Here is a 20,701-nt window from a genome sequence, read left to right as displayed (position 1 = left end):
CCCAAGCCGCACACCGTCGCCGCCAACAGCACCCCACCAACCGGCACAATCCACCCACCCCACTCAGACGCCCCCAACCGGCGCCAACCGGGCGGAGCTCTTACGCTCGGGTCATGTCAGAGGTGTACGCCACCCGCCGATCCCGGCTGAGGGACCGCTGCCAAGCCAGCGGCAGCGCCACCGCGCTGATCTCCCGCCCCGCCAACGTCCGCTACCTCGCGGGCGCCGCCCCGCAGGGCTCCGTGCTGCTCCTCGGCAAGACCGAAGACCTGCTCGTGTGCGCCGGCCCGCCCGACGACCGCCCCAATGAGGGCCGCCCCGACGAGGCACTGCGGATCCACGCCCTCCCCGGCCCCGGAGGCGACCCCGCCGTGGCCGCGGCGGACCTCGCCGCGACGCAGGGCGGAGTCTGCCTGGCCGTGGAGGAACACCACCTCACCGTCGCCCGCCACCGAGCCATCCGCTCGGTCGTGCCGCGGCTGCGCCTCACCGACCTCGGCGGCGCCGTCGAGCAGCTCCGGGTGGTCAAGGACGAGGAGGAGATCTCCTGCCTCCGGATCGGCGCGGAGATCGCCGACCAGGCCCTCGGGGAACTGCTCGAATCCATCCTCGTCGGCCGCACCGAACGCCACCTCGCCCTCGAACTCGAACGCCGCCTGGTCGACCACGGCGCCGACGGCCCCGCCTTCCCCACCTCCGTCGCCACCGGCCCGAACGCCGGCCGCCGCGCGCACCCCCCGACCGACCGCCGCGTGGAGGAGGGCGACTTCCTCTCCGTCTGCCTGGGGGCCACGTACCGCGGCTACCGGTGCGAGATCGGCCGTACGTTCGTCATCGGTACGTCGCCCGCCGACTGGCAGATCGAGCTGTACGACCTGGTCTTCGCCGCCCAGCGCGCCGGACGGGAGTCGCTGGCGCCGGGCGCCGCCTACCGCGACGTGGACCGCGCGGCACGCCAGGTGCTGGACTCGGCGGGGTACGCGCAGGGCCTTCCGCCCTTGACGGGACACGGAGTAGGACTCGAAATCGACGAGGACCCTCAGTTGGCCCCCGCGGCCATGGGTAAACTGGACGCTTGCGTGCCGGTCACCGTCGAACCGGGGGTCCACCTCCCGGGCCGGGGCGGCGTCCGGATCGATGACACGCTCGTCGTCCGCCCCGAGGCGGACGGCGGACCCGAGCTACTCACCATCACGACCAAGGAGCTGCTCGCGCTCTAGCTCGTCGGCTACGCGCGTGCGCCGGGGTCGTCCACGTCAGTCCAGGAGATTCCGCAACCGTGGCTTCCACGAACGACCTCAAGAACGGCATGGTGCTCAAGCTCGAAGGCGGCCAGCTCTGGTCCGTCGTCGAGTTCCAGCACGTCAAGCCCGGCAAGGGCCCGGCCTTCGTGCGCACCAAGCTCAAGAACGTGCTCTCCGGGAAGGTCGTCGACAAGACCTTCAACGCCGGCGTGAAGGTCGAGACGGCCACCGTCGACAAGCGCGACATGCAGTTCTCCTACATGGACGGCGAGTACTTCGTCTTCATGGACATGGAGACCTACGACCAGCTCATGGTCGACCGCAAGGCCGTCGGCGACGCCGCGAACTTCCTGATCGAGGGCTTCACCGCCACCGTCGCGCAGCACGAGGGCGAGGTGCTCTTCGTCGAGCTGCCGGCCGCCGTCGAGCTCGTCATCCAGGAGACCGAGCCGGGCGTCCAGGGCGACCGCTCCACCGGCGGCACCAAGCCCGCCACGCTGGAGACCGGCCACCAGATCCAGGTCCCGCTCTTCATCACCACCGGTGAGAAGATCAAGGTCGACACCCGCACGAGCGACTACCTCGGCCGGGTGAACAGCTAACCGTGGCTGCCCGCAACACGGCCCGCAAGCGCGCCTTCCAGATCCTCTTCGAGGGCGACCAGCGCGGCGTCGACGTCCTGACCGTCCTCGCGGACTGGGTCCGGCTGTCCCGGACCGACACCCGGCAGCCGCCGGTGAGCGAGTACACGATGGAGCTGGTCGAGGGCTACGCGGCACACGCGAAGCGGATCGACGCGCTGATCGCCCAGTACTCGGTCGGCTGGACGCTCGACCGGATGCCGGTGGTGGACCGCAACATCCTGCGCCTCGGCGCGTACGAGCTGATCTGGGTCGACGCGACTCCGGACGCGGTCGTGCTGGACGAGATGGTGCAGCTGGCGAAGGAGTTCTCCACGGACGAGTCGCCCTCGTTCGTCAACGGCCTGCTCGGCCGGCTCAAGGAGCTGAAGCCCTCGCTGCGCCGCGACGAGGCCTAGAGGTTTCGAAGAACGCCGGAGGGCCCGCAGCAGGGATGCTGCGGGCCCTCCGGCATTCCGGTACCTCTGGACCTCCCCAGGCCCACAGAACGCCGCCGGGGTGGCCGGAACCGCAAAGTTCCGGCCACCCCGGCGGCACGTTTCTGCTGAAGGGCCTCGACCCGTGGGAGAGGGCTCAGCCCTCCTCGGCGTGGGAGACCGCGCGACGCGCGTCCGCGTCCAGCACACCCCAGCTGATCAGCTGCTCGGTGAGGACCGAGGGCGACTGGTCGTAGATGACGGCGAGTGTGCGCAGGTCGTCCTGGCGGATCGAGAGCACCTTGCCGTTGTAGTCACCGCGCTGCGACTGGATCGTCGCGGCGTACCGCTGCAGCGGACCCGCCTTCTCGGCCGGGACGTGGGCCAGGCGCTCCAGGTCCAGGACCAGCTTCGGCGGCGGCTCTGCGGCGCCGCCCGGCGTGGTGCCCGGAAGCAGCTCCTGCACCGGGACGCCGTAGAAATCCGCCAACTCGGCGAGGCGCTGCACGGTCACGGCGCGGTCGCCGCGCTCGTACGAACCGACCACGACGGCCTTCCAGCGTCCCTGGGACTTCTCCTCGACACCGTGAAGAGAAAGGCCCTGCTGGGTGCGGATGGCCCGGAGCTTGGCCCCGAGCTGTTTGGCGTATTCGCTGGACATATAGCTCCCCGGCACTGGGTCGACGCGACTGGGGTGGGTTCCATGCCGCGCGGTTGGTAACTCACTGTGAGGTTACGCAGCGTTACTCTGGCGCGTCAAGCCGAATGGTCCACACCGACGCTTCCGTGCTATCGGTGGCCGATTAGGCCAAGTGGGTGAACGGGGGAGGGTCGGCGGCCTGCTACGGTGGATGGCGCAAACCAGACGTCCTTTAAGGTCCGTCCCGTGAGGCGGAGAAGGAGGTCCCTTTCGTATGGACAGCCAGCAGGACACGCAAGCGTCCGACGCCCGGCCCGTTCTCGAAGGCCCTGACATCGCGCGGGTGTTGACCCGCATCGCGCACGAGATCGTCGAACGCGCCAAGGGCGCCGACGACGTGGTGCTCCTGGGCATTCCGACCCGCGGCGTCTTCCTCGCCCAGCGGCTCGCCGCCAAGCTCGAGCAGATCACCGAGCGCAAGATCCCGGTCGGCTCGCTCGACATCACCATGTACCGCGACGACCTGCGCATGCACCCGCCGCGTGCGCTGGCCCGCACCGAGATCCCCGGTGACGGCATCGACGGCCGCCTCGTCGTCCTCGTCGACGACGTCCTCTTCTCCGGCCGCACCATCCGCGCCGCCCTCGACGCCCTGAACGACATCGGGCGCCCCCGTGCGGTGCAGCTCGCGGTCCTCGTCGACCGAGGCCACCGCGAACTGCCGATCCGCGCCGACTACGTCGGCAAGAACCTCCCCACGTCGCTGCGGGAGACGGTCAAGGTCCAGCTCGCCGAGGAGGACGGTCGCGACACCGTGCTGCTCGGTGCCAAGCAGACCTCCCAGTAGCGCCCACGGCGTACGGCCCGGTCGTACGCCCGCTCAGCGCGCCCTCGAGCGCGCCCGTCTGCCCCGAATCGTCCGATTGAACTGCCTTACGGAGCCTGACAGATGCAGCGTCATCTCATCTCGGCCGCCGACCTCACCCGCGACGACGCCGTCCTGATCCTCGACACCGCCGAGGAGATGGCCAGGGTCGCCGACCGGCCGATCAAGAAGCTGCCGACCCTGCGCGGCCGCACCGTCGTGAACCTCTTCTTCGAGGACTCCACGCGCACGCGTATCTCCTTCGAGGCCGCCGAGAAGCGCCTCTCCGCCGACGTCATCAACTTCACCGCCAAGGGGTCGAGCGTCTCCAAGGGCGAGTCCCTGAAGGACACCGCCCAGACCCTGGAGGCCATGGGCGTCGACGCCGTCGTCATCCGGCACGGCGCCTCCGGAGCGCCGTACCGCCTCGCCAACTCCGGCTGGATCGACGCTGCCGTCATCAACGCGGGCGACGGCACCCACCAGCACCCCACCCAGGCCCTGCTGGACGCCTTCACCATGCGCCGCCGGCTCGTCGGCCGGGACGCCGGGCTCGGCCAGGACCTCGCCGGCCGGCGCATCACGATCGTCGGCGACGTCCTGCACAGCCGGGTCGCCCGCTCCAACGTCGACCTGCTGCACACCCTCGGCGCCGAGGTCACCCTCGTCGCCCCGCCGACCCTGGTGCCGGTCGGCGTCGAGACCTGGCCCTGCGAGGTGTCGTACGACCTCGACAGCACCCTGGCCAAGACCGACGCGGTGATGATGCTGCGCGTGCAGCGCGAGCGCATGAACGCCGCGTTCTTCCCGACCGAGCGCGAGTACTCGCGGCGCTACGGCCTCGACGGCGACCGCATGGCGCGGATGCCCGAGCACGCCATCGTGATGCACCCCGGCCCGATGGTGCGCGGCATGGAGATCACCGCGGAGGTCGCCGACTCGGAGCGCTGCACCGTCGTCGAGCAGGTCGCAAACGGAGTGTCCATCCGGATGGCCGTTCTGTACCTGCTGCTCGGCGGCAACGAACCCGCCCTCACCCACGCCCGTACCACCGAGGAGAAGTAAGACAGATGAGCAAGATCCTGATCCGTGGTGCGAAGGTGCTCGGCGGCGAGCCGCAGGACGTGCTGATCGACGGTGCCGTCATCGAGGCGGTCGGCACGGGGCTCTCCGACGAGGGCGCCCAGGTCGTCGAGGCGGCCGGCAAGGTGCTGCTGCCGGGCCTGGTCGACCTGCACACCCATCTGCGGGAGCCCGGCCGCGAGGACTCCGAGACCGTGCTGACCGGCACGCGCGCGGCGGCCTCCGGCGGCTACACGTCCGTGTTCGCCATGGCCAACACCTTCCCCGTGGCCGACACGGCCGGTGTCGTCGAGCAGGTCTACCGGCTCGGCCAGGAGCACGGCTACTGCGACGTACAGCCCATCGGTGCCGTCACCGTCGGCCTGGAGGGCAAGAAGCTCGCCGAGCTGGGCGCCATGCACGAGTCGGCCGCCGGGGTCACCGTCTTCTCCGACGACGGCAAGTGCGTCGACGACGCCGTGATCATGCGCCGGGCACTGGAGTACGTGAAGGCCTTCGGCGGCGTCGTCGCCCAGCACGCGCAGGAGCCGCGGCTGACCGAGGGCGCCCAGATGAACGAGGGCATCGTCTCCGCCGAGCTGGGGCTCGGGGGCTGGCCGGCGGTGGCCGAAGAATCGATCATCGCCCGGGATGTCCTGCTCGCCGAGCACGTCGGCTCCCGCGTGCACATCTGCCACCTCTCGACCGCCGGCTCGGTGGAGATCGTCCGCTGGGCCAAGTCCCGCGGCATCGACGTCACCGCCGAGGTCACCCCGCACCACCTCCTCCTCACCGACGAGCTGGTCCGCACGTACAACCCGGTCTACAAGGTGAACCCGCCGCTGCGCACCGAGCGTGACGTGCTGGCCCTGCGCGAGGCCCTCGCCGACGGCACGATCGACATCGTCGCCACCGACCACGCCCCGCACCCGCACGAGGACAAGGACTGCGAGTGGGCCGCGGCCGCCATGGGGATGGTGGGCCTGGAGACCGCGTTGTCAGTGGTGCAGGAGACCATGGTGGACACCGGGCTCCTCACCTGGGCCGGGGTCGCCGAGCGCATGTCCTTCAAGCCCGCCGAGATCGGGCAGGCCAAGGGGCACGGACGGCCCGTCTCGGCTGGTGAGCCCGCCAACCTCACGCTCGTCGACACGGAATACCGTGGGTCCGTGGACCCCGAGGGCTTCGCCTCGCGCAGCCGCAACACTCCGTACGAGGGGCGTGAGCTGCCGGGCCGTGTGACCCACACGTGGCTCCGGGGCAAGGCCACGCTCGTCGACGGGAAGCTCACGTGACACCTGCAACACTGCTCGCAGCCGGCACCGGACTCGCGGCCGAACAGAAGTCGGCCGAAGTCACCGACTGGGCCGCCCGCGTCGGCTGGGTCGTCGGACTCGCCCTCTTCGTCGCGCTCGTCTACTGGCTGATGCGCGAGGGCTGGAAGTGGCGCGGCACGCTCCAGGGCGACCTGCCCGAGCTGCCCGGCGCGCCGGACGACCCCGGCCCGGCCAGACTGAGCATGAGCGGCCGCTACCACGGCTCGACCACGGCAGGTCAGTGGCTGGACCGCATCGTGGCGCACGGCCTCGGCACCCGCAGCCGGGTCGAGCTCACCCTGACGGACGCGGGACTGGACGTCGTACGCCCCGGCGCGGCCGACTTCTTCGTCCCGGCCGACCGACTGCGCGAGGCCCGGCTCGACAAGGGCATCGCCGGCAAGGTCCTCACCGAGGGCGGACTGCTCGTCGTGACCTGGGCGCACGGCGACCGGCTGATCGACTCAGGGTTCCGCTCGGACCACGCGGCGGAGCACAACGAGTGGGTCGACGTCATTAACTCCATGATCAACACCAACAGCACGGAAGGCGCCGAACGATGACGACCTCCACAAGGGGAGCCGACAAGGTTCCTGCGGTACTCGTCCTGGAGGACGGCCGGATCTTCCGCGGCCGCGCCTACGGGGCCGTGGGGGTGACCTTCGGCGAGGCCGTGTTCTCCACCGGCATGACCGGCTACCAGGAGACCCTCACCGACCCGTCCTACCACCGCCAGGTCGTCGTGATGACCGCCCCGCACGTCGGCAACACCGGCGTCAACGACGAGGACCCGGAGAGCAAGCAGATCTGGGTCGCCGGCTACGTGGTGCGCGACCCCGCGCGCGTGCCGTCCAACTGGCGCTCCCGGCGCTCGCTCGACGACGAGCTGCGCCACCAGGGCGTCGTCGGCATCTCCGGCATCGACACCCGCGCGCTCACCCGCCATCTGCGCGAGCGCGGCGCCATGCGCGTCGGCATCTTCTCCGGCAACGCGCTGCCCGACGAGGGCACCATGCTCGCCGAGGTCCGCCAGGCCCCCGAGATGAAGGGCGCCGACCTCTCCGCGGAGGTCGCCACCAAGGAGGCGTACGTCGTCCCGGCGATCGGCACGAAGAAGTTCACCGTCGCCGCCGTCGACCTCGGCATCAAGGGCATGACCCCGCACCGGATGGCCGAGCGCGGCATCGAGGTGCACGTGCTGCCCGCCACCGCGAGCGTCGAGGACGTGTACGCCGTGAACCCGGACGGCGTGTTCTTCTCCAACGGCCCCGGCGACCCGTCCACCGCCGACCATCCGGTCTCCGTCATGCAGGCGGTCCTGGAGCGCGGCACCCCGCTCTTCGGCATCTGCTTCGGCAACCAGATCCTGGGCCGCGCCCTCGGCTTCGGCACCTACAAGTTGAAGTACGGCCACCGCGGCATCAACCAGCCGGTGCAGGACCGCACGACCGGCAAGGTCGAGGTCACCGCGCACAACCACGGCTTCGCCGTGGACGCTCCGACCGACCAGGTCTCCGACACCCCCTACGGCCGCGCCGAGGTCTCCCACGTGTGCCTCAACGACAACGTGGTGGAGGGCCTTCACCTCCTCGACAAGCCGGCCTTCAGCGTCCAGTACCACCCCGAAGCGGCAGCGGGCCCGCACGACGCCGCCTACCTGTTCGACCGCTTCGTATCCCTGATGGAGGGCCAGCGTGCCTAAGCGCACCGATATCCAGTCCGTCCTGGTCATCGGCTCCGGCCCGATCGTCATCGGCCAGGCCGCCGAGTTCGACTACTCCGGCACCCAGGCGTGCCGCATCCTGCGCGCCGAGGGCCTGCGGGTCATCCTCGTCAACTCCAACCCGGCGACGATCATGACCGACCCGGAGATCGCCGACGCCACGTACGTCGAGCCGATCACCCCGGAGTTCGTCGAGAAGATCATCGCCAAGGAGCGCCCCGACGCGCTCCTGCCCACCCTGGGCGGCCAGACGGCCCTCAACACGGCCATCTCGCTGCACGAGGCGGGGACCCTTGAGAAGTACGGCGTGGAACTGATCGGCGCCAACGTCGAGGCCATCAACAAGGGCGAGGACCGCGACCTCTTCAAGGAGGTCGTCGAGGCCGTGCGCCAGAAGATCGGGCACGGCGAGTCCGCCCGCTCGGTCATCTGCCACTCCATGGCGGACGTCCTCGCGGGCGTCGAGACCCTCGGCGGCTACCCGGTCGTCGTCCGCCCCTCCTTCACCATGGGCGGCGCCGGCTCCGGCTTCGCGCACGACGAGGAGGAGCTGCGCCGCATCGCCGGCCAGGGCCTCACGCTCTCGCCGACCACCGAGGTGCTCCTGGAGGAGTCCATCCTCGGCTGGAAGGAGTACGAGCTGGAGCTGATGCGCGACAAGCACGACAACGTCGTGGTCGTCTGCTCCATCGAGAACTTCGACCCCATGGGCGTGCACACCGGTGACTCCATCACCGTGGCGCCCGCGATGACGCTGACCGACCGCGAGTACCAGACCCTGCGCGACATCGGCATCGCCGTCATCCGCGAGGTCGGCGTCGACACCGGCGGCTGCAACATCCAGTTCGCGGTGAACCCCGAGGACGGTCGCGTGATCGTCATCGAGATGAACCCGCGCGTGTCGCGTTCCTCGGCTCTCGCATCCAAGGCGACCGGCTTCCCGATCGCCAAGATCGCCGCCAAGCTGGCCGTCGGCTACACCCTGGACGAGATCCCGAACGACATCACGCAGGAGACCCCGGCCTCCTTCGAGCCGACGCTCGACTACGTGGTCGTGAAGGCCCCGCGATTCGCCTTCGAGAAGTTCCCGCAGGCCGACTCCACGCTGACGACCACCATGAAGTCGGTCGGCGAGGCCATGGCCATCGGCCGCAACTTCACCGAGGCCTTCCAGAAGGCGCTGCGCTCGCTGGAGAAGAAGGGCAGCCAGTTCACGTTCGTCGGCGAGCCCGGCGACAAGGCCGAGCTGCTGCGCGAGGCCGTACGGCCCACCGACGGTCGTATCAACGCGGTCATGCAGGCCATCCGCGCGGGCGCCACGCCGGAGGAGGTCTTCGAGTACACGAAGATCGACCCCTGGTTCGTCGACCAGCTCTTCCTGATCAAGGAGATCGCCGACGAGCTCGCCGAGGCGCCGGAGCTCACCCCCGACCTGCTCGCCGAGGCCAAGCGGCACGGCTTCTCCGACCAGCAGATCGGTGAGATCCGCGGGCTGCGCGAGGACGTCGTGCGCGAGGTGCGGCACGCACTGGGCATCCGCCCGGTCTACAAGACGGTCGACACCTGCGCCGCCGAGTTCGCCGCGAAGACGCCGTACTTCTACTCGTCCTACGACGAGGAGACCGAGGTCGCGCCCCGCGAGAAGCCCGCGGTCATCATCCTGGGCTCCGGTCCCAACCGCATCGGCCAGGGCATCGAGTTCGACTACTCCTGCGTCCACGCCTCCTTCGCGCTGAGTGACGCCGGGTACGAGACCGTGATGGTCAACTGCAACCCGGAGACCGTCTCCACGGACTACGACACCTCCGACTGCCTGTACTTCGAGCCGCTGACGCTGGAGGACGTGCTGGAGATCGTCCACGCGGAGCAGCAGGCCGGCCCGGTGGCGGGCGTTGTGGTCCAGCTGGGCGGCCAGACCCCGCTGGGCCTGTCGCAGGCGCTGAAGGACAACGGCGTGCCGATCGTCGGTACGTCCCCGGAGGCCATCCACGCCGCCGAGGACCGGGGCGCCTTCGGCCGCGTCCTCGCCGAGGCGGGCCTGCCGGCCCCCAAGCACGGCACCGCGACCACCTTCGCGGGCGCCAAGGCCATCGCGGACGAGATCGGCTACCCCGTCCTCGTACGGCCCTCATACGTCCTCGGCGGGCGCGGCATGGAGATCGTCTACGACGAGACCCGGCTGGAGTCCTACATCGCCGAGTCGACCGAGATCAGCCCCTCGCGGCCGGTCCTCGTCGACCGGTTCCTGGACGACGCGATCGAGATCGACGTCGACGCGCTCTACGACGGCACCGAGCTCTACCTCGGCGGCGTCATGGAGCACATCGAGGAGGCCGGCATTCACTCCGGCGACTCCGCGTGCGCGCTGCCGCCGATCACGCTGGGCGGCTTCGACATCAAGCGTCTGCGGGCCTCCACGGAGGCCATCGCCAAGGGCGTCGGCGTACGCGGCCTGATCAACATCCAGTTCGCGATGGCCGGCGACATCCTGTACGTCCTGGAGGCCAACCCGCGCGCGTCCCGCACGGTGCCCTTCACCTCGAAGGCGACCGCGGTGCCGCTGGCCAAGGCCGCCGCCCGGATCTCGCTGGGCGCGACCATCGCCGAACTGCGCGTCGAGGGGCTCCTCCCGGCGAACGGCGACGGCGGCGAGCTCCCGTTCGACGCACCGATCTCCGTCAAGGAGGCCGTCATGCCGTGGTCGCGCTTCCGCGACATCCACGGCCGCGGCGTGGACACCGTCCTCGGCCCTGAGATGCGCTCCACCGGCGAGGTCATGGGCATCGACTCCGTCTTCGGCACGGCGTACGCCAAGTCGCAGGCGGGCGCCTACGGCCCGCTGCCGACGAAGGGCCGCGCGTTCATCTCGGTCGCCAACCGCGACAAGCGCTCGATGATCTTCCCCGCGCGCGAGCTGGTCGCCCACGGCTTCGAACTGCTCGCCACGTCCGGTACGGCCGAGGTCCTCAAGCGCAACGGCATCAACGCCACCGTCGTGCGCAAGCAGTCCGAGGGCACCGGCCCGAACGGCGAGAAGACCATCGTCCAGCTCATCCACGACGGCGAGGTCGACCTCATCGTCAACACCCCGTACGGCACCGGCGGCCGCCTCGACGGCTACGACATCCGTACGGCGGCCGTGGCGCGGTCGGTCCCGTGCCTGACGACGGTCCAGGCGCTCGCCGCCGCCGTCCAGGGCATCGACGCCCTCAACCACGGCGACGTGGGCGTCCGTTCGCTCCAGGAACACGCGGAACACCTGACCGCGGCCCGCGACTAGCAGCCCTGAGGGGGACACCGGAAACGGTGTCCCCCTCTTCGTGAGGGAACCATGTACAAGATCTTCTTCAATCTCGTCTTCAAGCGGATGGACCCGGAGCAGGCCCATTACCTGGCCTTCCGCTGGATCCGGCTCGCCGCCCGCGTCCCCGTGCTGCGCACCTTCGTCGCGGCCGCCCTCGCGCCCCGGTTCGAGGAACTGCGGACCGAGGCCTTCGGGCTGCGGATGCACGGCCCCTTCGGGCTCGCCGCGGGCTTCGACAAGAACGCGGTCGCGATCGACGGCATGTCGATGCTGGGCTTCGACCACGTCGAGATCGGCACCGTCACGGGGGAGGCCCAGCCGGGCAACCCGAAGAAGCGGCTGTTCCGCCTCGTGAAGGACCGGGCGCTGATCAACCGCATGGGCTTCAACAACGAGGGCTCCCTGGCCGTGGCGGCCCGGCTGGCGTCCCGTGAGCCGGTCTTCAGGACCGTCGTGGGCGTCAACATCGGCAAGACCAAGGTCGTCCCGGAGGCGGAGGCCGCCGGTGACTACGTGAAGTCGACGGAGCGGCTGGCGCCGTATGCCGACTACCTCGTGGTGAACGTCTCCTCGCCCAACACGCCCGGCCTGCGCAATCTCCAGGCCACAGAGTCGCTGCGCCCGCTGCTGACCGCCGTCCGCGAGGCCGCCGACCGCACGGTGGCCAGCCGCCGTGTGCCGCTGCTGGTGAAGATCGCGCCGGACCTCGCCGACGAGGACGTCGACGCGGTCGCCGACCTGGCCGTGGAGCTCGGTCTGGACGGGATCATCGCCACGAACACCACCATCGCGCGCGACGGCCTCGGTTTGAAATCCGAACCCTCGCTGGTCAAGGAGGTCGGCGGCCTCTCCGGCGCGCCCTTGAAGGCACGCTCCCTGGAGGTGCTGCGGCGCCTGTACGCGCGCGTGGGCGACCGGATCACCCTTGTGGGCGTAGGCGGCATCGAGAACGCCGAGGACGCCTGGCAGCGCATCCTGGCCGGCGCCACGCTGGTCCAGGGCTACAGCGCCTTCGTCTACGAGGGCCCCTTCTGGGGCCGCGCCATCCACAAGGGGCTCGCCGCCCGCCTGCGGACCAGCCCGTACGCCACCCTCGCCGACGCGGTCGGCGCCGACGTCAGGAAGGCAGAGGAAGCCGCATGACTGTCCTGGAGCCCTTCGGTGCACGCCTCCGCCGCGCGATGGACGAGCGTGGCCCCCTGTGCGTCGGCATCGACCCGCACGCCTCCCTGCTCTCCGAGTGGGGTCTGAACGACGACGTGGCCGGTCTGGAGCGGTTCAGCCGCACGGTCGTCGAGGCGATGGCCGACCGGGTCGCCGTGCTCAAGCCGCAGAGCGCGTTCTTCGAGCGCTTCGGCTCGCGCGGCGTCGCCGTACTGGAGAAGTCGGTCGAGGAGGCACGGGCGGCCGGTGCGCTGGTGGTGATGGACGCCAAGCGCGGCGACATCGGCTCGACCATGGCCGCGTACGCCGAGTCCTTCCTCCGCAAGGACTCGCCGCTCTTCTCCGACGCGCTGACCGTCTCGCCGTACCTCGGCTACGGCTCGCTCTCACCCGCCGTCGCGCTGGCCCGGGAGAGCGGCACCGGTCTGTTCGTGCTCGCGCTCACCTCGAACCCGGAGGGCGGCGAGGTCCAGCACGCGATCCGCGCGGACGGCCGTACCGTCGGCGCGACGATGCTGGCGCACCTGGCGGCCGAGAACGTGGGGGAGGAGCCGCTGGGCTCCTTCGGAGCGGTCGTCGGCGCCACGCTCGGCGACCTGTCGTCGTACGAGCTCGACATCAACGGCCCGCTGCTCGCTCCCGGCATCGGGGCCCAGGGGGCCACGCCGGCGGATCTTCCCCGGGTCTTCGGCGCCGCCGCGCGCAATGTGGTGCCGAACGTCAGCCGGGGTGTGCTGCGGCACGGCCCCGATGTCGTCGCGCTGCGTGACGCCGCGTCACGCTTCGCCGAAGAGGTCAGGGTCGCTGTGTCGGGTGCTTGACCGCCGTCAGGGGCGTTCGAGCCGCTCGGTGAATCCTCCGATGAGTGCTTCGCCGAGTGGCTCCCGGCCGACTTGAGTCTGAATACATCCTCAAATCCAGGGCATTATGTCCTAAATGTCTGGCCTGACGGAGGCTGACCAGGACTTTTCCGCTGTTCTCGCTGACTCTGGCGGACTTGGCCGCTAGTCTCCGACGAGAGTCAACGGGCAAGCGTGTTGCTCGTGGCTCCCCAGGTGTGGGGCGACTAGGTTCCTCACCGGTCCGTATCCGACAGTTCAACATCCGAGGTGACGTAGGCGTGGCTCTTCCGCCCCTTACCCCTGAACAGCGCGCAGCCGCGCTCGAAAAGGCCGCCGCGGCTCGCCGGGAGCGGGCCGAGGTCAAGAATCGACTCAAGCACTCCGGCGCCTCGCTTCACGAGGTCATCAAGCAGGGCCAGGAGAATGACGTCATCGGCAAGATGAAGGTCTCCGCCCTGCTCGAGTCCCTGCCGGGCGTGGGCAAGGTCCGCGCCAAGCAGATCATGGAGCGACTCGGCATCTCCGAGAGCCGCCGCGTGCGTGGCCTCGGTTCGAACCAGATCGCCTCCCTGGAGCGCGAGTTCGGCAGCACCGGCTCCTGATCCGGTCTCTCCGGACCGGGAGTCCCGGGCACTCCGGGATTGCTGGAATAATCGCTGCATGAGTGAACGTCCGCGGCTGACCGTGCTCTCCGGCCCCTCCGGGGTCGGCAAGAGCACGGTCGTCGCCCATATGCGCAAGGAACACCCCGAGGTCTGGCTCTCGGTGTCGGCGACGACCCGCAAGCCGCGTCCCGGCGAGCGGCACGGAGTCCACTACTTCTTCGTCACCGACGACGAGATGGACAAGCTGATCGCCAACGGTGAGCTGCTGGAGTGGGCCGAGTTCGCCGGCAACCGCTACGGCACGCCGCGTGCGGCCGTGCTGGAGCGGCTGGAGGCGGGGGAGCCCGTGCTCCTGGAGATCGACCTCCAGGGTGCCCGGCAGGTCCGCGAGTCCATGGCGGAGGCCCAGCTCGTGTTCCTGGCCCCTCCCTCCTGGGAGGAGCTCGTGCGCAGACTCACCGGACGTGGCACCGAGCCGCCCGAGGTGATCGAGCGTCGGCTGGACGCGGCGAAGATCGAGCTGGCGGCCGAGCCGGAGTTCGATGTGACCTTGGTCAACACCTCCGTCGAGGACGTGGCGCGCGAGCTGCTAGCCTTGATGGACGTTGTGTGATCGTGCCTGATCGTTTGCAGGCTTGATCATTCACACTAAATCTTTCCCATCCATCGGAAGGTAGAGCGTGTCCTCTTCCATCTCCGCGCCCGAGGGCATCATCAACCCGCCGATCGACGAGCTCCTCGAGGCCACCGACTCGAAGTACAGCCTCGTGATCTACGCGGCCAAGCGTGCCCGCCAGATCAACGCGTACTACTCGCAGCTCGGCGAGGGCCTCCTCGAGTACGTCGGTCCGCTCGTCGACACCCACGTGCACGAGAAGCCGCTCTCGATCGCCCTGCGCGAGATCAACGCGGGTCTGCTGACGTCCGAGGCCGTCGAGGGCCCGGCGCAGTAAGTAGTATTTTCAGCTTTGAGCTGGCTTATCCACAGGCCCGGCAGTCGACTGTCGGGCCTGTGGTGTGTCATGGAGTTGTCGGTCAACGAGTGGGAGGCGAGGCCCGGTGGACAAGCCCAAGGTCGTTCTGGGGGTGAGCGGCGGCATCGCCGCGTACAAGGCCTGTGAGCTGCTGCGCAGGCTCACGGAGTCCGGGCATGACGTCCGGGTCGTGCCCACCGCCTCCGCGCTGCACTTCGTCGGCGCCGCCACCTGGTCCGCCCTGTCCGGCAACCCCGTCTCGACCGAGGTCTGGGACGAGGTCCACGAGGTCCCGCACGTCCGCATCGGCCAGCACGCCGACCTGGTGGTCGTCGCCCCGGCCACCGCCGACACGCTCGCGAGGGCCGCGCACGGCCTCGCCGACGACCTGCTGACCAACACCCTGCTCACCGCCCGCTGTCCCGTGGTCTTCGCCCCCGCCATGCACACCGAGATGTGGGAGCACCCGGCCACCCAGGAGAACGTGGCGACGCTGCGCCGACGCGGCGCGATCGTCATCGAGCCCGCCGTCGGCCGCCTCACCGGCGTCGACACCGGCAAGGGCCGACTGCCCGACCCCACGGAGATCTTCGAGGTCTGCCGCCGCGTGCTGGCCCGCGGCGGCACCGAGCCCGACCTCGAGGGACGGCATGTCGTCGTCAGTGCCGGCGGCACCCGTGAGCCCCTCGACCCGGTCCGCTTCCTCGGTAACCGCTCCTCCGGCAAGCAGGGCTACGCCCTCGCCCGCACCGCCGCCGCCCGGGGCGCCCGGGTGACACTGATCGCCGCCAACACCGGCATGCCCGACCCGGCCGGCGTGGACGTCGTCCAGGTCGGCACGGCCGTCCAGCTGCGCGAGGCGGTCCTCAAGGCCGCGCCGGACGCCGACGCGGTGGTCATGGCGGCGGCGGTCGCGGACTTCCGCCCGGCCACGTACGCCGCGGGAAAGATCAAGAAGCAGGACGGCCAGGAGCCCGAGCCCATCGTCCTGGTGCGGAATCCGGACATCCTCGCGGAGATCTCGACCGACCGCGCCCGCCCCGGCCAGGTCGTCGTCGGCTTCGCCGCCGAGACGGACGACGTCCTGGCCAACGGCCGTAAGAAGCTGGAGCGCAAGGGGTGCGACCTCCTCGTGGTGAACGAGGTGGGCGAGCGCAAGACCTTCGGCTCCGAGGAGAACGAGGCGGTCGTCCTGGGCGCCGACGGCACCGAGACACCCGTGCCCTACGGGCCCAAGGAGGCCCTGGCCGAAACCGTGTGGGACCTGGTGGCACGCCGACTGGGATCCCATGTCTGATGCGTTGTCGGCGTCCCGGGAGCCTCACCCGATTCGGGTGTGGCGCCCCTGGCCAAGGGCGCGTGGGATTGGGCAGAATGCCCGTGCCGCAGGTCACAGCGCTCCCGAGAGGCGAGACAGGGGGTCGGTGGCCGAGCACGACAGATAAACTGTCCTCGGACGACGCCGGGCGCAGCCTCCGTCCCGTCCGCCAATGATCAGCCAGCAGCCGCTGCAACCCCAGGGAGCGTTGTGTCCCGTCGCCTGTTCACCTCGGAGTCCGTGACCGAGGGTCACCCCGACAAGATCGCTGACCAGATCAGCGACACCATTCTCGACGCGCTTCTGCGTGAGGACCCCTCGTCCCGCGTCGCCGTCGAGACCCTGATCACGACCGGTCTGGTGCACGTGGCCGGAGAGGTCACGACCAAGACGTACGCGGACATCGCGACGCTGGTCCGCAACAAGATCCTCGAGATCGGCTACGACTCCTCGAAGAAGGGCTTCGACGGCGCTTCCTGCGGTGTCTCGGTCTCGATCGGCTCGCAGTCGCCGGACATCGCGCAGGGCGTGGACACCGCGTACGAGACGCGGGTCGAGGGCGACGAGGACGAGCTGGACCGCCAGGGCGCCGGTGACCAGGGCCTGATGTTCGGCTACGCGACGGACGAGACGCCGACGCTGATGCCGCTGCCGATCTTCCTGGCGCACCGCCTGTCCAAGCGCCTCTCCGAGGTCCGCAAGAACGGCACCATCCCCTACCTGCGCCCCGACGGCAAGACGCAGGTCACCATCGAGTACGACGGCGACAAGGCGGTCCGCCTGGACACGGTCGTCGTCTCCTCGCAGCACGCGAGCGACATCGACCTCGACTCCCTCCTCGCGCCCGACATCCGTGAGTTCGTGGTCGAGCCGGAGCTGAAGGCCCTCCTCGACGACGGCATCAAGCTCGACACCGAGAACTACCGCCTCCTGGTCAACCCCACCGGCCGCTTCGAGATCGGTGGCCCGATGGGTGACGCGGGCCTGACCGGCCGGAAGATCATCATCGACACCTACGGCGGCATGGCCCGCCACGGCGGCGGCGCGTTCTCCGGCAAGGACCCGTCCAAGGTGGACCGTTCGGCGGCCTACGCGATGCGCTGGGTCGCCAAGAACGTCGTCGCGGCCGGCCTCGCCTCCCGCTGCGAGGTGCAGGTGGCGTACGCGATCGGCAAGGCCGAGCCGGTCGGCCTGTTCGTCGAGACCTTCGGCACCGCCAAGGTCGACGCCGAGAAGATCGAGAAGGCCATCGACCAGGTCTTCGACCTGCGTCCGGCCGCGATCATCCGCGACCTGGACCTGCTCCGCCCGATCTACGCCCAGACCGCCGCCTACGGCCACTTCGGCCGTGAGCTGCCGGAGTTCACCTGGGAGCGCACGGACCGGGTGGAGGCGCTGCAGAAGGCCGTGGGCCTGTAAGGCGTCCCCAGCTCCGCAAGAGGCCCGGTCTCCCGCACGGGAGGCCGGGCCTCGCCGCGTCGTCGTGCGGGAACTCGGGCGTCGTCGGTTGTCAGTGGCGTTTGGTAAGAATGCAGGCGTGAGCAGCGAGAACGACAAGGGTGAGGGCGGGGCCGAGGGGGCCTCGCCCGAGCAGCTCGCGCTCATTCGGGAGACCGTGCGGCAGGCGAAGGTGCCGCGGGCCAAGCCCAGGACCTGGCGGGGGGCCGAGCTCGCGAAGGAACTGCCGGTCGCCCGAGTCCTCGTCGACAAGGGCGTACTGCACCTCGACCGGTACTTCGACTACGCCGTGCCCGCGGAGCTCGACGCCGACGCGCAGCCCGGGGTGCGGGTGCGGGTGCGGTTCGGCGCCGGACGGCATCGGGTGCGGGAGGGGCGGCGTGAGGGCGGCGGGCTCATCGACGGGTTCCTGGTCGCACGCCTTGCCGAGTCCGACTACTCCGGGCCGCTCGCGGCGCTCGCGCAGGTCGTCTCCCCCGAGCGGGTGCTGAGCGAGGAGTTGCTCGGGCTCGCGCGAGCCGTGGCGGACCGGTACGCCGGCGGGCTCGCCGATGTGCTCCAGCTGGCCGTGCCGCCGCGCAGCGCACGGGCCGAGCAGCGGCCGTCACCGGAGCCGCTGACGCCGCCCGGCAGGCCCGAGGCGGGGTCCTGGGGGAGGTACGAGCGGGGAGCCGCCTTTCTGGAGTCGCTGGCGTCCGGGGGCGCCCCGCGTGCCGTGTGGAACGCGCTGCCCGGGCCCGGCTGGAGCGACGAACTGGCGCGGGCCGTCGTCGCGACACTGGCCTCCGGACGGGGCGCGCTGGTGGTGCTGCCGGACGGGCGGGCCGTCGCGCGGGTGGACGCCGCCCTGGCCGCGCTCATGGGCAAGGGACGGCATGCGGTGCTCACCGCCGACGCCGGGCCCGAGAAGCGGTATCGGGAGTGGCTCGCGGTACGCCGGGGGAGTGTGCGGGCGGTCGTGGGGACCCGGGCGGCCATGTTCGCGCCGGTGCGGGATCTCGGGCTGGTCGCCCTCTGGGACGACGGCGACGACAGCCACAGCGAGCTGCACGCCCCGCAGCCCCACGCGCGCGATGTGCTGCTGCTGCGGGCGGCGCAGGACAAGTGCGGCTTTCTGCTGGGCAGTTGGAGCTGCACCGTCGAGGCCGCCCAACTCGTGGAGAGCGGCTGGGCCCGGCCGTTGGTCGCCGGGCGGGAGCAGGTGCGGGGTGCGGCGCCGCTCGTACGGACCGTGGGGGACGCCGACCTCGCACGGGACGAGGCCGCGCGGGCCGCTCGGCTGCCGACGCTCGCCTGGCAGGCGGTGCGGGAGGGGCTGCGGCAGGGACCGGTGCTGGTCCAGGTGCCCCGGCGCGGCTATGTGCCGCGGATGGCCTGCGCCAACTGCCGGGCGCCCGCTCGGTGTCGGCACTGCTCCGGGCCGCTGGAGGCGCAGGGCTCCGGAGCCGATCTGCGGTGCGGGTGGTGCGGACGCGAGGACGGGGCGTGGCACTGCCCGGAGTGCGGTGGGTTCCGGTTGCGGGCCCAGGTGGTGGGGGCGAGGCGCACCGCCGAGGAGTTGGGGCGGGCCTTTCCCGCCGTACCCGTTCGGACCTCCGGGCGTGAGCAGGTGCTGGACACCGTGCCGGGGACGCCGTCGCTGGTCGTGAGCACGCCGGGGGCCGAACCCGTCGCCGAGGGCGGTTATGCGGCGGCTCTGCTGCTGGACGGCTGGGCCATGCTCGGGCGGCCCGATCTGCGGGCCGGGGAGGACGCGTTGCGCCGCTGGATGGCCGCCGCCTCACTGGTGCGGCCGCAGGGCGCCGGGGGGACCGTGGTCGTCGTGGCCGAGCCCACGCTGCGGCCGGTGCAGGCGCTCGTGCGGTGGGACCCCGTCGGGCACGCGGTACGGGAGCTCGGGGAGCGGGCCGAGCTCGGGTTTCCGCCGGTGTCCCGGATGGCTTCCGTGGCCGGGCCCGCGGAGGCGGTCGCCGAATTCCTCCGTACGGTTGAACTGCCGCCGGAGGCCGAGGTGTTGGGGCCCGTGCCGGTGCCCGTCACGGCGGTGGGGCGACCTCGGCGCGTGGGGGCGCCGCCGCCGGGCGAGCAGTGGGAGCGGGCGTTGGTGCGGGTGCCGCCCGGGAGCGGGGCCGCGTTGGCGGCGGCGTTGAAGGCTGCGCAGGCGGCGCGGATGGCGCGTGGGGGTGGCGAGGCCGCGGTGCGCGTTCGGATCGATCCGCCGGACATCGGGTGAGGGCGGTGGGCCCTGGGGCGAGGGCGCGAAGAGCGTGCGGTGCCTGAGGACACCTGAGGGCGGGGGGAGGCCTGCTGAGCCGGCTCGGACATGCCTCTGCCCTCCCGGGTGCGCTTCGGGAGGGCAGAGCGTTTGGGGGGGGGGGGGTCAGCCGTTGCGAGGGCCGGGGAACGCCGTGGGCCTGGCCTCGTCGCGGATGGCGGGACTGCCTGCCGTCGGCTGCGTCGGCATGGAGCGGGCCGCGGGGACGGTCGGCACCGGGGGCAGAGCCGTGGTGACGTTGACCGTCCGGGTGCCCGAGGGCTCGGTGGTCCGCTCGGCCTCGGCCGCCGCCTGGGTGGCGGCGCGGCGCGCGCCGTAGCGGCGATGGACGGCCTGCTTGGTGACGCCGAGGGCGGAACCGACCGCGTCCCAGGAGAAGCCGAGCGAGCGGTCGAAGTCCACGGCTGCCGTGACCAGGGTTTCGACGCTGTCCCGTAGCTCCTGGGCGAGACGGACCGTCGGGGCGGGGGCGCGTCCGTAGACGACGAAGCCCGTGGAGGGGCCGGAGCGGCGCGGGCGGTAGACGTTGCCCAGCTGGGCGGTGAGCGTACGCAGTGCGTCCACCTGCCGGCGGACCCGCTCGATGTCCCGCACCAGCAAGTGCAGGCTGGCCCGAGCCTGGGCGTCGTGGGTTGCGTGGTCGGCCATGAACAAGCCTCTCGAACCGGCGTTGAAAAGGAGAGGGCCGCGCCGCGGGTACGGCGGTGTGGCGGGTGCGGCCCGTTGTGGTCAACTCTTTCTTGACCAACGCGGGAGCGGTCCGGGGGTCACGCAGTGGGGGCGTATGGGCATATGCCCACGCCCCTGGGTGGGGGTACGCGCCTCGGTCTTCGGCCTCGGACACCTGCCCACCC

At 70.8% G+C, this 20,701-nt stretch carries 19 protein-coding genes; 17 read left to right on the top strand and 2 right to left on the bottom strand.

Going from position 1 to position 20,701, the window contains the following annotated elements; all coding sequences use genetic code 11:
* Window positions 1–113: 113 nt before the first annotated feature.
* From ACFZBP_RS30525 to nusB, 3 genes are read left to right on the top strand one after another with little or no spacing between them, the layout of a single operon-like run.
* Window positions 114–1,220 carry a M24 family metallopeptidase gene (locus ACFZBP_RS30525; protein ID WP_391417755.1) on the top strand — a complete coding sequence of 369 codons (1,107 nt, stop codon included), beginning with the start codon at window positions 114–116 and terminating at the stop codon, window positions 1,218–1,220.
* Between the two features lie 59 nt (window positions 1,221–1,279).
* Window positions 1,280–1,846 (top strand): elongation factor P, encoded by a 567-nt coding sequence (gene efp / locus ACFZBP_RS30520; RefSeq protein WP_015661807.1) that lies wholly within the window; start codon window positions 1,280–1,282, stop codon window positions 1,844–1,846.
* A 2-nt stretch (window positions 1,847–1,848) separates the two neighbouring features.
* Complete coding sequence (nusB, locus tag ACFZBP_RS30515; protein ID WP_391417752.1) at window positions 1,849–2,283, top strand: transcription antitermination factor NusB; 435 nt, start codon at window positions 1,849–1,851, stop codon at window positions 2,281–2,283.
* A 175-nt stretch (window positions 2,284–2,458) separates the two neighbouring features.
* On the opposite strand, the gene bldD is transcribed toward nusB, so the two are convergent.
* Window positions 2,459–2,962 carry a transcriptional regulator BldD gene (bldD, locus tag ACFZBP_RS30510; RefSeq protein WP_062722566.1) on the bottom strand — a complete coding sequence of 168 codons (504 nt, stop codon included), beginning with the start codon at window positions 2,960–2,962 and terminating at the stop codon, window positions 2,459–2,461.
* Between the two features lie 253 nt (window positions 2,963–3,215).
* On the opposite strand from bldD, the gene pyrR reads away from it, so the two are divergent.
* The 14 genes from pyrR to ACFZBP_RS30440 all read left to right on the top strand — a co-directional run bounded on the left by pyrR (window position 3,216) and on the right by ACFZBP_RS30440 (window position 19,805).
* Entirely contained in the window at window positions 3,216–3,788 is a 573-nt protein-coding gene (gene pyrR, locus ACFZBP_RS30505) for a bifunctional pyr operon transcriptional regulator/uracil phosphoribosyltransferase PyrR (RefSeq protein WP_217208510.1), read from the top strand.
* A gap of 102 nt (window positions 3,789–3,890) precedes the next feature.
* Window positions 3,891–4,871, top strand: a complete 981-nt coding sequence (locus ACFZBP_RS30500) for an aspartate carbamoyltransferase catalytic subunit (protein WP_383458708.1) — start codon at window positions 3,891–3,893, stop codon at window positions 4,869–4,871.
* A gap of 5 nt (window positions 4,872–4,876) precedes the next feature.
* Window positions 4,877–6,163 carry a dihydroorotase gene (locus ACFZBP_RS30495; RefSeq protein WP_383458705.1) on the top strand — a complete coding sequence of 429 codons (1,287 nt, stop codon included), beginning with the start codon at window positions 4,877–4,879 and terminating at the stop codon, window positions 6,161–6,163.
* A complete protein-coding gene (locus tag ACFZBP_RS30490; RefSeq protein ID WP_383458702.1) occupies window positions 6,160–6,747 on the top strand; it encodes a hypothetical protein in 588 nt (195 codons plus the stop codon). Before ACFZBP_RS30495 ends, ACFZBP_RS30490 begins: the two co-directional genes overlap by 4 nt.
* Entirely contained in the window at window positions 6,744–7,886 is a 1,143-nt protein-coding gene (gene carA / locus ACFZBP_RS30485) for a glutamine-hydrolyzing carbamoyl-phosphate synthase small subunit (RefSeq protein WP_383458699.1), read from the top strand. Before ACFZBP_RS30490 ends, carA begins: the two co-directional genes overlap by 4 nt.
* The gene (carB, locus tag ACFZBP_RS30480) at window positions 7,879–11,187 is read left to right on the top strand and encodes a carbamoyl-phosphate synthase large subunit (protein WP_391417747.1); all 3,309 of its coding nucleotides are present in this window, start codon (window positions 7,879–7,881) and stop codon (window positions 11,185–11,187) included. The genes carA and carB overlap by 8 nt, the downstream gene beginning before the upstream one ends.
* Before the next feature lie 51 nt (window positions 11,188–11,238).
* Window positions 11,239–12,354, top strand: a complete 1,116-nt coding sequence (locus ACFZBP_RS30475) for a quinone-dependent dihydroorotate dehydrogenase (protein ID WP_391417745.1) — start codon at window positions 11,239–11,241, stop codon at window positions 12,352–12,354.
* Entirely contained in the window at window positions 12,351–13,196 is an 846-nt protein-coding gene (gene pyrF / locus ACFZBP_RS30470; RefSeq protein WP_391417743.1) for an orotidine-5'-phosphate decarboxylase, read from the top strand. Before ACFZBP_RS30475 ends, pyrF begins: the two co-directional genes overlap by 4 nt.
* Before the next feature lie 299 nt (window positions 13,197–13,495).
* Window positions 13,496–13,819 carry an integration host factor gene (locus ACFZBP_RS30465; protein ID WP_003977346.1) on the top strand — a complete coding sequence of 108 codons (324 nt, stop codon included), beginning with the start codon at window positions 13,496–13,498 and terminating at the stop codon, window positions 13,817–13,819.
* A gap of 58 nt (window positions 13,820–13,877) precedes the next feature.
* A complete protein-coding gene (gene gmk, locus ACFZBP_RS30460; protein ID WP_128427752.1) occupies window positions 13,878–14,435 on the top strand; it encodes a guanylate kinase in 558 nt (185 codons plus the stop codon).
* A gap of 67 nt (window positions 14,436–14,502) precedes the next feature.
* The gene (rpoZ, locus tag ACFZBP_RS30455) at window positions 14,503–14,775 is read left to right on the top strand and encodes a DNA-directed RNA polymerase subunit omega (RefSeq protein WP_003988945.1); all 273 of its coding nucleotides are present in this window, start codon (window positions 14,503–14,505) and stop codon (window positions 14,773–14,775) included.
* A gap of 106 nt (window positions 14,776–14,881) precedes the next feature.
* Complete coding sequence (gene coaBC, locus ACFZBP_RS30450) at window positions 14,882–16,093, top strand: bifunctional phosphopantothenoylcysteine decarboxylase/phosphopantothenate--cysteine ligase CoaBC (RefSeq protein ID WP_391417741.1); 1,212 nt, start codon at window positions 14,882–14,884, stop codon at window positions 16,091–16,093.
* Between the two features lie 231 nt (window positions 16,094–16,324).
* The gene (gene metK / locus ACFZBP_RS30445) at window positions 16,325–17,533 is read left to right on the top strand and encodes a methionine adenosyltransferase (protein ID WP_383458684.1); all 1,209 of its coding nucleotides are present in this window, start codon (window positions 16,325–16,327) and stop codon (window positions 17,531–17,533) included.
* Window positions 17,534–17,651: 118 nt separating this feature from the next.
* Window positions 17,652–19,805 carry a primosomal protein N' gene (locus ACFZBP_RS30440; RefSeq protein ID WP_391417738.1) on the top strand — a complete coding sequence of 718 codons (2,154 nt, stop codon included), beginning with the start codon at window positions 17,652–17,654 and terminating at the stop codon, window positions 19,803–19,805.
* Between the two features lie 147 nt (window positions 19,806–19,952).
* On the opposite strand, the gene ACFZBP_RS30435 is transcribed toward ACFZBP_RS30440, so the two are convergent.
* On the bottom strand, window positions 19,953–20,495 hold the full coding sequence (locus tag ACFZBP_RS30435) for a hypothetical protein (protein WP_062722553.1): 543 nt from the start codon (window positions 20,493–20,495) through the stop codon (window positions 19,953–19,955).
* Window positions 20,496–20,701: the final 206 nt, after the last annotated feature.

It is taken from the genome of Streptomyces sp. NPDC008086 (assembly GCF_042957325.1).
Classification (GTDB): domain Bacteria; phylum Actinomycetota; class Actinomycetes; order Streptomycetales; family Streptomycetaceae; genus Streptomyces.
The sequence above is the reverse complement of the archived record's forward strand: the minus strand, read 5'-3'. Positions and strand labels throughout refer to the sequence as shown.

Coding starts and splice junctions, on each gene's coding strand:
- gmk (WP_128427752.1), top strand. CDS start 13,878: ATGAGTGAACGTCCGCGGCTGACCGTGCTCTCCGGCCCCTCCGGGGTC.
- ACFZBP_RS30500 (WP_383458708.1), top strand. CDS start 3,891: ATGCAGCGTCATCTCATCTCGGCCGCCGACCTCACCCGCGACGACGCC.
- carA (WP_383458699.1), top strand. CDS start 6,744: ATGACGACCTCCACAAGGGGAGCCGACAAGGTTCCTGCGGTACTCGTC.
- pyrF (WP_391417743.1), top strand. CDS start 12,351: ATGACTGTCCTGGAGCCCTTCGGTGCACGCCTCCGCCGCGCGATGGAC.
- ACFZBP_RS30495 (WP_383458705.1), top strand. CDS start 4,877: ATGAGCAAGATCCTGATCCGTGGTGCGAAGGTGCTCGGCGGCGAGCCG.
- bldD (WP_062722566.1), bottom strand. CDS start 2,962: ATGTCCAGCGAATACGCCAAACAGCTCGGGGCCAAGCTCCGGGCCATC.
- ACFZBP_RS30435 (WP_062722553.1), bottom strand. CDS start 20,495: ATGGCCGACCACGCAACCCACGACGCCCAGGCTCGGGCCAGCCTGCAC.
- ACFZBP_RS30475 (WP_391417745.1), top strand. CDS start 11,239: ATGTACAAGATCTTCTTCAATCTCGTCTTCAAGCGGATGGACCCGGAG.
- ACFZBP_RS30525 (WP_391417755.1), top strand. CDS start 114: ATGTCAGAGGTGTACGCCACCCGCCGATCCCGGCTGAGGGACCGCTGC.
- pyrR (WP_217208510.1), top strand. CDS start 3,216: ATGGACAGCCAGCAGGACACGCAAGCGTCCGACGCCCGGCCCGTTCTC.